This window comes from Nostoc sp. DSM 114167, from assembly GCF_052692655.1.
Genome location: NZ_CP195116.1, coordinates 3,007,938 through 3,020,778 on the forward strand (window position 1 = coordinate 3,007,938; position 12,841 = coordinate 3,020,778).

The following is a 12,841-nucleotide window of genomic DNA, read 5'->3' on the forward strand; positions in this document are numbered from 1 at the left end:
TAGCCTATGAACGCCACGACAACCACTTTCCCTTCTACACTCAAATTGAAAATTGACTTAACTGATGAGCAATTTTTCCAGATGTGTCAGAAAAATAGTAATTATAGATTTGAGCGCACAGCATCAGGGGAAATATTAATTATGCCACCTACAGGTAGTGATACTGGCAACCGTAACTTTGATATGGTTGTTGAATTAGGAATCTGGAATAAACAGACTAAATTAGGCAAAGGTTTTGACTCTTCAACTGGTTTCACCCTACCTAATGGCGCAGAACGTTCTCCTGATGTTTCTTGGGTGAAAATTGAGCGATGGAATGCTTTAACCCCAGAACAACAAGAAAAATTTGCCCCAATTTGTCCTGATTTTGTAGTAGAGTTGCGTTCTCGTACTGATTCCTTGAAAGAATTACAAGAGAAAATGCAGGAGTATATCGAAAATGGTACTCAATTAGGCTGGTTAATCGATCGGAAAAACAAGCGAGTGGAAATTTATCGTCCAGGTAAAGATGTAGAAATATTAGACAATCCTACTAGTTTATCAGGAGAAAATGTACTACCTGGGTTTGTGTTAGATTTACAGCAAATTTTGTAATTTTATTGATTAGGATAGATATAGCGCATTTCAAAACGACTTTGTTCCCAAAGTGGAATTAAAGCTTGTTTAGCAGCACTTAACTGAGCTTGTGAAAAAGATATTTTACCATTTTCTATAATCCAAATAAATATCCGAGTGATTAAATCTGCTTTGAAACTATTTTCGTATTCACTATTATTTATTCTTACTACTTGCCGTTCTAAGCAATCTATAGCATATTTAAAAGTTAAGTTTTTCCAGTTTGTGGAATTGCTATAATTTTCTTCTGGTGAATTTTTCCACTCAACTCGCCGCAAATTTCCGAAAATATAGTCTATGCCTATTATGGAAGAATCTGTGTTACGCACTAAATTTGTATAAGCTTGGTAATATGGTTTCAATAGTGAAGCTGCAATATTTTCCACATAGATATGTAGCCAAGATTGGATGTCACGAAGATAAGGTACTAAATCTATAATATTATCAATTTCTTTAATCAGCGCACATTCTCTTGTGTCATTTGTTATTTTTGCTAGCAATTCAGCTTCAGATAATTGAGATTTTTTTGAGTAATAATTAATAACTTTGGGAATATATTTATCTAATAACCACTGTTTGGTATATCTAGCTGTCCAAGTTCCTCGTACTCCAATATCTTGCTGCCAAAAGCCAAATTTAGCTATTTCAATAGATTGTAAGTTGATATCATTTAGTTCGTAGATTATATTAATTTGATTGCTTGTTAATAAGGATAAATCTCTGTTAAATTTTGGGAAGAAAAATGTATGATCGCGAATTCCTCGACTCACTCTAATTGATATATTTTCTCTATGAAATAGATGCCATTCTGACTTACCTTTCTTATAATCAAATTCCTTAGCGAACTGCTGCATCAACTCCCATAACTCTTGTCTGACAGAAAATAGCATAAAACCGCGAACTTCTGAGAACTTTACAAATTCAAAATCCCATGTTTCTAGAGCATTCTCAAATTCCATTATTAAATTTTGATATTTCTGACAAATTTCATCAACACACAAACACAAGTCTATTGCTTCTAACTTTGATAAAATGACTGTTATTTGACCCAAATTTACTGTAAAACTATCTTTATCTATCTGTTTTAAAAAACGACGACACCCCCAATCTGGTTGAGTGTGCAATCCCGTCATTAATTGACCTAAAATATCTTGATTATTTAAGTGAATTTTTAAACCTTTAAAAAGAATACTACTGAATTCTATTTGACAATTACCTTCTCCAAAAGCTTTGGGTAAATTACAGGCGATCGCTACTTTTGGTTTAACAACAACTAAGTGGCAGCCTTCTAGTGTAATAGAAGGCTCAAAATCAGATTTTTCTAAAAAATACTGTAAATCTGGATGGCGTATAATTAATTTTTCTATTAAGTTATATTTAGAATATGTCAAAATATCGTCTGTATTTTTATCGATATTTTTAACTACATCAAAATTGAGTTTATTATAAAACTTGGAGGCAATATCGTTATTTTTAAAAGCATCTATATTTAGATCGAATACTAATTCTTCTTGATTATAATCTAGGCGCTGAAAAACCTTAATTTCATATCCATTGGTGAGAATAAAAAATAGTGTGTTAAAATGATTACTATAAAATTTAGCTTGCTCAATAGCTCTATTTAACTTAGTTGTATGCGGTTCTATCACTTCTACAAAAATGAGTGATGTATCTGTATTTTGTTTCTTAACATCATCTGTGGCAAAATAAATCTGAGCAATTTCTGGATTTTTAGTGTGTATTTCTGATTGATATGTTTTCAAAGAGTATTCACGATGACATCTCTCTGGATAGCAGAGATAGTGAAACATGGGCAAAATCAACTTTTCTTTGATATCATCTTCATTCTGTAAAACACGACGATCAAAACCTTGTATCCATGTAATGAATTTTTTAATTGACTCTGGAATAGTCATCAGATAATCTACCTGCTTGTATAAATTTGCTATGCCTTATTTTGTTCGTGTAATTAGCAATTTATCAAGTCAGTTTGGATTATGTCGTGATTGTAGATACTAGAATGGAACCATTTGGCTGAAACTTAACCTTGGCAAAACTTACACCAATAAAAGTTACTACCTTTAGAATTAAACATCTGGTGAAAATCAGGTAGGCAAAATTAATGAATTGTGTATAACAAGGATTTTGGCCAATGCATAATAAATTGCTGGAGATGTCTATGATACAAAAAGGAGTTAGGAGTCAGAATCTAGAATTTTCCTGACTCTCTGAACTTCTGATGCCTAATATATCTATTTACTCTCTTTGGGTAGCGATCGCTAATTTAGCTCCCGGAACCTGACGTACCCGATCCATTACCGCCACCACCCGGCCATAATCAACTTTTTCATCAGCATTAATAATCACTAATACTTCTGGGTTAGAACCAACTAAAGTCCGCACTTGCGCTGTCAAATCATCAACTGCAATTGGTTTACGGTTCAGGCTAACCTGTTCTTTTTCATCTACCGTAATGGTAATTTTAGTGGGAACTTGCTGTTGTTTAGCTGTGGCGGCCTTCGGTAAATTTACTGGCAAACCTTCCGAACGTGTTAAAAACAAAGTTGACATGATGAAAAATGTCAAAATTGCAAAAATCACGTCAATCATCGGCACGATATTGATCTGTAGTGGAAGTTCTGGTTCATCTGGTAGACGCATAGGTTTTTTCTCCTCGTTCATAGCGACGGCGGTAAAGTAATTCTAGCTGTCCTCCATACTCCTGAATTAGTGCAATTTGCCGTTGGTACAATCCCCGGAAGGTATTGGCAAACATGAGTATGAATATCGCAACGATCAATCCTGATGCTGTTGATACTAGAGCCTCACTAATCCCAGCCGTAACACTTGCCGTTTTACTACCTCCCACGTCACCAAGATTTAGGGAAGCAAAAGAAGCTATCAATCCTAACACAGTGCCGAGAAGACCTAACAGTGGTGCCAGACTAATAATTGTCTCGAAAATGTTTTGGAAACGTTTGAGTACAGGTATCTCAGCTTGCGATTCACTTTCTAAAGCCAAACGAAATTCCTCTGGATTTGGCTCTTCTAATTCTAAAGCCGCCAGAAAAATCCGAGCCAGTGGCAAATCTGCGTTTTTCTGAAGTTTATCCATTGCACCGACAATATTATCGAGACGGTAGAGATTCAAAACGTCTCGCACCACCCGGTTTTGACGCTTATTGATCCTTACCCAAAACCTGATCCGCTCAACGATCAGCGCCACACCCAATACCGAAAACGCCAACAGGGGCCACATGACCACACCGCCTGCTGCAAACAAATTCTGAATTCCCATGTAGTGCCTCTATAACGTCGTCCACAATACAAAATCAGACTACCAGAATCTAGAGAAAAGCTGAAACTTTTTCTCAATAAAATATAAAATATAATGATAATTTTTTCAAATGTAATGCTGATGATTTTTATTTAATTGTTAGTTTGTTTTACATAAATTAATTTAATTAAATTGCAACAAAAATTAATTTTGTCCAAAAAGCATGATATTGGTACTTCAAAAAGATATTTTTGTTATTGCAAGGTTCCGTAGAGCGATCGCAATTAATTTTAATTTTTTACTTGATATTTGTAACCTTGCATTCTAAGATAGCTAAATTAGTGAGAATAGGTAGCAATAGCTATGAGCTTTTCTGGCATTACTGTCGAGCAACGTTCCAAAGAAGTTGAGGCTCTCAAGTCTTTTCTGACTTACAGTCTGATAGGTTCACTGGCGCTGCATATCGGCGTACTGTCTTCAGGCATCAGTAATTATTTGACGAGAGTGCCCACAAGAGAAGAAGAACCAGTAGAGATCGCGATCGTGGATTCTCCGACTGCAAAACCAGAAAAACCAATTGCAGAGATTCCAAAAGAAATAAAAAAAGAACCAGAAGTCGTCCAAAAACAGCCTATAAAAACTCCACCAGTAGAAAAATTTGAACAGATTACAGCGGTCCCTCAGAAGCCACAGCCGATAGATACGCCGCCAAAAGCAATTCCGATCGAGCCAGAAGTTGCTGTGAAATCTGCACCTATTCCACGAGCGGTACCAGAAGTACCTGTGAAATCTGCACCCATTCCACGAGCGGTACCAGAAGTACCTGTGAAATCTGCACCCATTCCCCAATCAGCTCCGTCTGAAGATTCCAAAGCAAGTTCAGCAGGTGGCGGTGGCGGTGGCGGCGGATCTGGTGTTGGTTTAGGCTCAGGTAGTGGTATTGCTGTAGGTACAAATAGCGGTACTGGCCCTGGCGGAGGAACTGGCACTGGCACTGGAGGTGGCATTGGCAGTGGAACTGGAACTGGCACTGGTAGCGGCACTGGTAGTGGAACTGGTAGTGGCATCGGCAGTGGCATCGGCAGTGGAATTGGTAGTGGAATTGGTAGTGGCACCGGTAGCGGCATCGGCAGTGGAATTGGTAGTGGAACAGGAAACCGTCCCAGAGTAGCAACAGCGCCTACACCTCCAAAAATTAACAGTTCAGGTAATAGTAATGGTCGTGCAGCCTGCCGCGAATGTAATGCCAAATATCCAGAGGCAGCAAGACGGCGAGGAGTTGAAGGCAGAGTAGAAGTAGCTGTAGATACTGATGCAGAAGGTAATGTTACCAATGTGCGGATTGCTCGCTCTAGTGGAAACCGCGACTTGGATGAAGAAACCGCCAGACAAGCGCGTGACTGGAAATTAAAACCCACAGAAGGTGGTAGACAAGGGGTATCTATAGCCACTGAATATGCTATCAAAGGCTCACGGCGATCGCGCCAAGTTCAAGAACGGAAAACACAAAGACAAGCACAAGAGACACAAAGAAGTCAGCAAACAACGGCTGCTAACTCTACACAGGAAACTCCAAGACGTAGGCGCAGAGAGTTGGCACCCCCATCAAAACCAGCAATATCTGGATTTAGTCGGCGACTGGAACCTCAAAGAGCAGAAAGTCCTGCAAGAAATTCATCATCTGAAGCTAGAACAACTCCTACTCAAGGAACTGCAAGAGAGTCCCTACGCGGCATCCAGCGCGAGCAAACGACTACCGATTCATCACAAAAGCCACAAACAACTATAAATCGGCGGCGGCGAAGAGATAACACTAGCCAGAATAAATTGCGGGACTCTTTGCGTAGTTTACGCCAACAACCTCAATCACAACCTACTACTCCCAGTCAGCAGTAATCTGTCAAGTTGAAATTTATCGGTTAGTAATCAGCGCTTGAGCGCTTAACAAAGGACTAAAGTTCTGACTACAAAGTTATTGACCGCGTGAAGTTGACTTGACATACTACTAATAGAGGGATCAAACTTATTGGAATCATACTTTGATTAACAACGATCGCCGCCTCCTGTTTTAGGAGGCGGTTGTTCTTTACACAGGAATGGCTTCATTAAGCATTACCCATCTAGCATGAGGAAGAGGGGTTAGGAGTGCGGTAATTTTATGATGGGCTATTAGAGACACTGGCGATCGCTTGATTTGCCAATCAATAGTAGTGGAAGTAAATAATCCTGCACTTTCTCCTATCAACTTTTATGAGCAAGGCAATGTAAATCGCCTGCGCTTGAAGAATGATAGTAGTGTTTGCTCATCACCAATTATATGCTGAGAGATATAGTCAACAGCTAACTCTCAAATTGCTCATCTGCACTTTATGTCTAGATGTCAAATTCACTAATTTGAATAAAACTTCTACATAAACACACACTGATGCAGTTTGATTTGCTTGAATAGCTATATTGATAGGACATTGATAACGTCGGCAATTCACAATTCCTGATTATGGCAAGTAAATTCATTGATGTTAGAGAATATACTGTCAGGGCGCACAAAAGACAGATTCATACTCGTGTTTTCCAGTTTGTCTGTAAAGAGTGTAACGATCTGACAAAACGCGAGACTTTCGGTCCTCGACCTTTATATTGTGAGAGATGTCGCCCTCCCCAACCGCCTAAGAAATCCCAGCCAGCATCTCACAAGGCAAAACCCAGAGCAATGTCTTATAAAAGTGACATCGATTTAAATTGATTAAAGCCCTATGACTCAAAATGGACAATTAGAACCGCCTCCGGGCACCTTTCTCTCACCACTGTTGGAATTACGAGACTATTATGCTCGCCTGACAGAAGAGTATGAACGTCTCTTTGTGCAGGCGCGATCGCAGCTCGATCATGTAGAAGCGTTGTTGTCTAACTGGTCTTATTCTGATACCAACAAGCAGATATCAAGATTAACGGCGGCTGATGAAACCTCAAATCATTCTGGAGAAAGTTCTCTGCGGTTTTTATCACCTCTTGATGACATCGGCGAAATCAACTTGGTGGAATCTTTAGAGTCAGTAGAAAAAGACTCAGATCGAGTTGAGATAAATAATTCTTTTTCTGCTGTTGATACAAAAGAGAGTCAACCTCAAACGACATCAACAGATCCAAAGATCGCTCCAGACAACAATGATAGTTCAACGAAGGTAGTGGAAATTCCGATGCTACCTCAGTATCAGCACGCTATCTCGCGAATGGAAGCCATAAAACAGCTATTGCAAGAACAGATAGGTACTGTTTGTCATATCGATTTTATCGTGCGATCGCTTTATGGACAGTTAGATCCCTATCTATTCAAAGTAGTTAAAGGTAGAGTGCAATCTTCCCTCACCCAAGGTAGAGAAAGAAATTACTGGGTAACTATTCCCGATGAGCCAGGTTGTTATACTCTGGATTTAAGTTTGGTAGCCCCAAATAATCGCAATGGTGCTTCTAGGAATATCAAGAACAAAAATAAGAAGCCTTTCGTTCCGCCGACAAAAACAGTACCGATGCTCAAGGCTTTTGAGGGTCAATTTTTAATTGATGCCCTCACCTCTCTGTTAAAACAAAATCCAGGTAAAGTTTTCAGCGTGGCTGAAGTCATCACCGGAATTTATGGAGAACTAGATTCTCAGCAAATTAGAGAGATCAAAAATAAGGTGCTGAATGAACTATCTAGAGGCTATCGCACAGGTAGATTTGCTAGGGTTCCTAATCAAATCGGCTTCTATACTTGGGACTCAAATCTGATATTGAAAGGGAGTTCTCGTTAAATTGGCATGGGGATTAGGTGACAGGTGACAAGTGATAGGTGATAGGGAATAATCTGTAACCTGTAACCTGTACCCTGTACCCTGTACCCTGTAACCTGTAACCTGTACCCTGTACCCTGTAACCTATTCCCTTCTTCACTACCCACTCCCCACCTATCCCAAAAACAGCTTGTATGCAGGATTCTTGTTTTCATCCCAATAGCGATAGCCCAGATGGTCGAGAAAAGCTTGCCACTCTTGCATTTCGTGGGGAGGAACCTGGATACCAACAACGATCCGACCGTAGTCTGCGCCGTTGTTGCGGTAGTGAAAAAGACTAATATTCCAGTCGGGACTCATGGAAGTCACAAATTTCATCAATGCGCCGGGACGTTCGGGAAACTCAAAACGGTAGAGTAATTCATTGTTAGCTAGGGGAGAGTGTCCACCCACCATGTGCCGCAGATGTAGTTTAGTTAGCTCGTCGTCTGTTAAATCAAGGGTTTCAAATCCATGAGCTTCAAAGATTTCTACCATCTTGACAGCATCAGCACGGTTTTGAATTTGCACGCCGACAAAAATATGGGCTGTTTTTTCGTCGGCAATGCGATAATTAAACTCCGTCAGATTACGGTTGCCGATACATTCACAAAACTGGCGAATACTTCCGCGTTCCTCTGGAATTGTGACTGCAAAGATTGCTTCGCGGCGTTCGCCTAATTCTGCGCGTTCTGCGACAAAGCGGAGGCGATCGAAATTCATGTTTGCACCACAGGCGACAGCAATTAAGGTTTGCCCTTCGATTTGTTCTCTTTCGGCGTAGGCTTTGGCAGCTGCGATCGCTAATGCACCAGCTGGTTCTAAAATGGATCGCGTATCCTCAAATACGTCTTTAATCGCAGCGCAAGTATCATCTGTACCCACCAAAATGATTTCATCTACATACTGTTGACATAAACGGAAGGTTTCTTCACCTACTTCCCGCACCGCTACGCCATCAGCAAATAACCCGACTTGAGACAAGCGCACCCGATGTCCGGCTTTAAGTGATTGAGACATGGCATCAGCATCTACTGGTTCAACACCAATAATTTTGATTTCGGGACGCAACCGTTTTACATAAGCTCCTATCCCAGAAATTAATCCGCCGCCGCCAATTGCTACAAAAATTGCATGGATGGGTTGCTGATATTGCCGTAAAATTTCCATCCCAATTGTTCCTTGTCCAGCAATTACATGAGGATCGTCAAAGGGATGAATAAAAGTCAATCCTTTTTCTATTTCTAATTCACGGGCATAGCTATAAGCATCGTCATAAGTGTTTCCATGTAACACCACTGCTCCGCCCCTCATTCTCACCGCATCCACCTTGACTTGGGGTGTAGTTACTGGCATGACGATAATCGCTCTGGTTCCCAAACGATTGGCTGCCAGGGCAACTCCCTGAGCATGGTTCCCCGCAGATGCAGCAATTACACCCTGCGCCAATATATCTGGGGGCAGTTGCACCATCTTGTTATAAGCACCCCGCAGTTTAAAGGAAAATACTGACTGCATATCCTCACGTTTCAACAGGAGTTGATTATTCAGCCGTGCAGACAAATTTGGGGCATACTCCAGTGGTGTTTCCTGGGCAACATCATACACACGGGCAGTCAGGATTTGGATTAGGTAGTCGCAAAACATGGGCGTGAAGCTGTTAGCAAATGCTGGATGGAAACTAATTTTACGTTACAAGCGATCGCACTGGTTTTATTGGTTTGTTCTCTCTCGAAACTTTGATTGAACAGAATCTAAAAATTACCAATTAATCTTCTTTGAAGATAAATTAAGTTCAGTGATGAAAATTGTTTGATTGCTGCATATTTCCTGCGATCGTTGGTAGGTTGATTTGAAACTAGTAGTACGCCTTGGCAACGCAAGTGGGGTAAAGGGTAAGGGGGAAAGGGAAAAGATTTTTTATCCCTTACCCTTTTTCCTTTACCCTTTACCCAACCTCCACCTAACATTTTTGGGTTGCCAGACTACTAGTTTTGCCAACTATCTGAGTACTTAGATCGACAGATTAAGTATAGTGTTACTTAACAACATAACATCTCCATTTATGTTAAAGTATGCATGGAAGATGAAATTCGGCTGTACAGTTTGTTTTTATATATATTTGTATTACAGACCTCTCCGGATCTAAATCTCTACACCCTCTGATTCTGGAGACATTCTATGTCAATTTACGTCGGCAATCTATCTTATGAGGTTAAAGAAGATGACCTCCGGCAAGTCTTTGCAGAATATGGAACTGTAAAAAATGTTCAATTGCCTGTTGACCGAGAAACAGGTCGGATGAGAGGTTTCGGGTTTGTGGAATTGGAATCAGACGCACAAGAACAAGCGGCAATTGATGCCCTTGATAAGGCTGAATGGATGGGTCGAAGCTTAAAAGTTAATAAAGCCAAACCCAAAACAGAGGGCGGTTCCTCTGGTGGTAGACGAGGAAACTATGGTGGTGGTGGTGGTCGCTATTAAGGTCTAAAACCAAAAATTTAACTATTAAGTCTTAAGGGGCAGACAAGGAGTCTGCCTTTTTTGTACTTCGGTTAAACGAACAAAGGCAGTGGTTTGGCTTCTCTACGAGACGCTACGCAAACGCTCACCAACCGAGCAGGTGGTCACTGAGCGTAGTCGTACCCCTTTGGGGAAGCAAGCTACGCGTAGCGTCCCGCAGGAAAGGGAGTCGAAACACTGCCTCCTGCTTTTCTTTGATGAATGATTTTGAACTGCTATATATGCCTGATAATTAATAAGGCAATCTACAAACAGTAAAGATGCAGACTCTCCAAAAACTCTCACTCCCAAGCATGGGCTGCGGTACTTGGGCTTGGGGCAACCAACTGCTTTGGGGATATGACGAAAGTATGGATGAGCAGTTGCAAGCCGTCTTTAACCTTTGTGTAAGCAACGGTGTAACTTTATTTGATACAGGCGATTCTTACGGAACGGGGAGATTGAATGGTCGCAGTGAGTTGCTTCTGGGACGATTCAACCGAGAATATGTAGGTTTAGGCAAAGAAAATATTTGTATTGCAACTAAGCTTGCTGCTTATCCGTGGAGATGGACGCGTCAATCAATGGTAAAGGCTTGCCAGTCATCTGCTCAACGCCTGGGAAAAAATGTTGATTTGGTACAGATGCATTGGTCAACAGCAAACTATGCTCCTTGGCAAGAGGAAGGACTTTTAGATGGTCTTGCCGATTTGTATGAGCAAGGACTGGTTAAGGGCGTGGGATTATCCAATTATGGACCAAAACGGCTGATGCGAGTGCAGAAAAAATTCGCCGAACGAGGCGTTCCGATTACAACTTTGCAAGTTCAATATTCTCTGTTGTCTACATATCCTGTCACCCAACTCAAGCTCAAAGACCTTTGTGATGAGTTAGACATTAAATTGATTGCCTACAGCCCTCTAGCTTTGGGACTACTGACAGGAAAATACTCTGAGCAAGGCCCTTTGCCTAAAGGCATTCGAGGTTTGTTATTTAAGCAAATATTATCAGGAATGGCAAGAGGCAAAGCGGCTTCTGCTGGTAAATCGCTTTTGGAATGTTTGCAAGAGGTGGCACAATTGAGAAACAAAACTATGTCACAAGTAGCAATTAATTGGTGCATCTGTAAAGGAACTATTCCTATCCCTGGAGCAAAGAGCGTCGAACAAGCGAAGGAGAATCTTGGGGCGTTGGGTTGGCAATTAAACGCTGGTGAGATTGCAGAGTTGGATAAGGCGGCGGCGAATGCAGACAAAAAAATGATACAAAATATCTTTCAAACGAAGTGAAATTTCAACGTCGCTGAATTTGAAAAGTATTAAATGTAACGATAGGCTCAGGAATATCAACGAAAATCGTAGTGGTGGTAACTAAACTCGTTATTTCACTAACAAATTGGTAATATTGTAACGAAAATAATTATGTTTGTCACAAAAATCGTAGTGGTAGTAACTAAACTCGTTATTTTAGTAACTTAAAGCGATGATTCTCAATTAGCCCCTTAACCCGCCCAGAAATAAATTTCCTGGCTAATAGCTAAAGTCCACTCAAGTGGACTAAAACTTTTTTTCTTAGTCTTCTTTAGAAGACTTTAGCTATTAGCCTTAGAATTCATTCTGAGGCGGGTGTTGCAACCATAAAAAATATTTAATTTTTTACTTTGAGCGAGATGAAAGCATTGAAGTTGTGCGGATTCTGGATGCTGGACAAGATATAGAAAGGATTTTAGAACAGGATTGATATTGATTAGCGATCGCTTGTATGATTGCGTTGCTGGAGCGATCGTTTAAACAAATCCCACAAATCATACATCCTTTTCAGTGTCTATCTCCGATACATTCAAACCTGTTAATCTCGCTACCTGTTCTACTGTCATCCCAGATTCAAGTAAGTTGCGTGCAGTTTGCAATAACTGCGATTCTGCTTTGTCTGCCCTTTGGCGTTCTTGTTCTGCTCTTTGACGTTCTTGTTCTGCTCTTTGGCGTTCCTTTTCTTCAGGAGTTGGTAGTAATTCTCCTGCCAAATTTGCCCAGCGTAACCAAGTAGCATCAATACCTTTATAACTTCCCTGCCACAACTGCAATCCTAACCCTAAAGATTGACTCACTAACTGATTTTGAGCATTGAATATAATAGGTTGATAAGCTCCTTTTTCATTAGAGAAACCAACAAAATCATCAGGGTTAAAAGGGTCATACCAGAAATATTCTGGTACACGCATTTGATTTTGATAAATCAGCTTTTTCTCATTTTTGTCTGCTTGGGCTGTGCTGTCAGAAAGCAATTCAATGACTACATCTGGTGCTTTCTCCTCTTCCCAAACCACCCAACTGCGACGTTCTCCTTTCGGGACTCCCAACACAGCAAAAAAGTCTGGCCCTTTAAAGTCTTTGTTTCGCACTTGGGCCAGACTGTAGTAAACAAACATATTACCACCGATAAACCCATCCTCTCGTTCTTCCAACCAAGGTATCAAAGCATCTATCAGCAAATCCATCTGGGCTTTGTGTCGTGCGCTTTCCATCGGAATACCGTCATCGTATGGTAATTCTGCCTGGGTGGGTGGGAGCTGAATATCTGGTGCAGCTAGGGTGGTTTCTGACATAGCTTTTCACCTTGTGGTTAGGCGTGGCGGGTA

Annotated in this window: 11 protein-coding genes; 6 read left to right on the top strand and 5 right to left on the bottom strand. The window is 40.7% G+C overall.

The annotated features are described in order from the left end of the window. The first annotated feature begins 6 nt into the window (after nt 1–6). Entirely contained in the window at nt 7–594 is a 588-nt protein-coding gene (locus tag NSTC731_RS12815) for a Uma2 family endonuclease (RefSeq protein ID WP_445631138.1), read from the top strand. Nucleotides 595–596: 2 nt separating this feature from the next. Here NSTC731_RS12815 and NSTC731_RS12820 read toward each other — a convergent pair whose 3' ends face one another. The 3 genes from NSTC731_RS12820 to NSTC731_RS12830 form a co-directional block, all read right to left on the bottom strand. Next, on the bottom strand, nt 597–2,531 hold the full coding sequence (locus tag NSTC731_RS12820) for a type I restriction enzyme HsdR N-terminal domain-containing protein (protein WP_445631139.1): 1,935 nt from the start codon (nt 2,529–2,531) through the stop codon (nt 597–599). 340 nt (nt 2,532–2,871) lie between these two features. Next, nucleotides 2,872–3,276 carry an ExbD/TolR family protein gene (locus tag NSTC731_RS12825; RefSeq protein WP_094352241.1) on the bottom strand — a complete coding sequence of 135 codons (405 nt, stop codon included), beginning with the start codon at nt 3,274–3,276 and terminating at the stop codon, nt 2,872–2,874. Beyond that, a complete protein-coding gene (locus tag NSTC731_RS12830; protein WP_335197448.1) occupies nt 3,260–3,913 on the bottom strand; it encodes a MotA/TolQ/ExbB proton channel family protein in 654 nt (217 codons plus the stop codon). Before NSTC731_RS12830 ends, NSTC731_RS12825 begins: the two co-directional genes overlap by 17 nt. Nucleotides 3,914–4,255: 342 nt before the next feature. Between NSTC731_RS12830 and NSTC731_RS12835 the strand changes: the two genes are divergently transcribed. The 3 genes from NSTC731_RS12835 to NSTC731_RS12845 all read left to right on the top strand — a co-directional run bounded on the left by NSTC731_RS12835 (nt 4,256) and on the right by NSTC731_RS12845 (nt 7,683). Beyond that, nucleotides 4,256–5,788 carry a TonB family protein gene (locus NSTC731_RS12835; protein WP_445631140.1) on the top strand — a complete coding sequence of 511 codons (1,533 nt, stop codon included), beginning with the start codon at nt 4,256–4,258 and terminating at the stop codon, nt 5,786–5,788. Between the two features lie 601 nt (nt 5,789–6,389). Continuing rightward, nucleotides 6,390–6,635 (top strand): hypothetical protein, encoded by a 246-nt coding sequence (locus tag NSTC731_RS12840; RefSeq protein WP_099099597.1) that lies wholly within the window; start codon nt 6,390–6,392, stop codon nt 6,633–6,635. A gap of 10 nt (nt 6,636–6,645) precedes the next feature. Continuing rightward, nucleotides 6,646–7,683, top strand: a complete 1,038-nt coding sequence (locus NSTC731_RS12845) for a hypothetical protein (protein ID WP_445631141.1) — start codon at nt 6,646–6,648, stop codon at nt 7,681–7,683. A gap of 153 nt (nt 7,684–7,836) precedes the next feature. Here the strand turns inward: NSTC731_RS12845 and ilvA are convergent, their stop codons facing one another. Then, nucleotides 7,837–9,348: a threonine ammonia-lyase, biosynthetic gene (ilvA, locus tag NSTC731_RS12850; protein ID WP_445631142.1), complete on the bottom strand. Its 1,512-nt coding sequence runs from the start codon at nt 9,346–9,348 to the stop codon at nt 7,837–7,839. Between the two features lie 534 nt (nt 9,349–9,882). Between ilvA and NSTC731_RS12855 the strand changes: the two genes are divergently transcribed. Continuing rightward, on the top strand, nt 9,883–10,185 hold the full coding sequence (locus NSTC731_RS12855) for an RNA recognition motif domain-containing protein (protein WP_322705210.1): 303 nt from the start codon (nt 9,883–9,885) through the stop codon (nt 10,183–10,185). Nucleotides 10,186–10,484: 299 nt separating this feature from the next. Then, nucleotides 10,485–11,492 carry an aldo/keto reductase gene (locus tag NSTC731_RS12860; protein WP_445631143.1) on the top strand — a complete coding sequence of 336 codons (1,008 nt, stop codon included), beginning with the start codon at nt 10,485–10,487 and terminating at the stop codon, nt 11,490–11,492. A 515-nt stretch (nt 11,493–12,007) separates the two neighbouring features. On the opposite strand, the gene NSTC731_RS12865 is transcribed toward NSTC731_RS12860, so the two are convergent. Next, nucleotides 12,008–12,808 carry a Uma2 family endonuclease gene (locus tag NSTC731_RS12865; protein ID WP_445631144.1) on the bottom strand — a complete coding sequence of 267 codons (801 nt, stop codon included), beginning with the start codon at nt 12,806–12,808 and terminating at the stop codon, nt 12,008–12,010. Nucleotides 12,809–12,841: the final 33 nt, after the last annotated feature.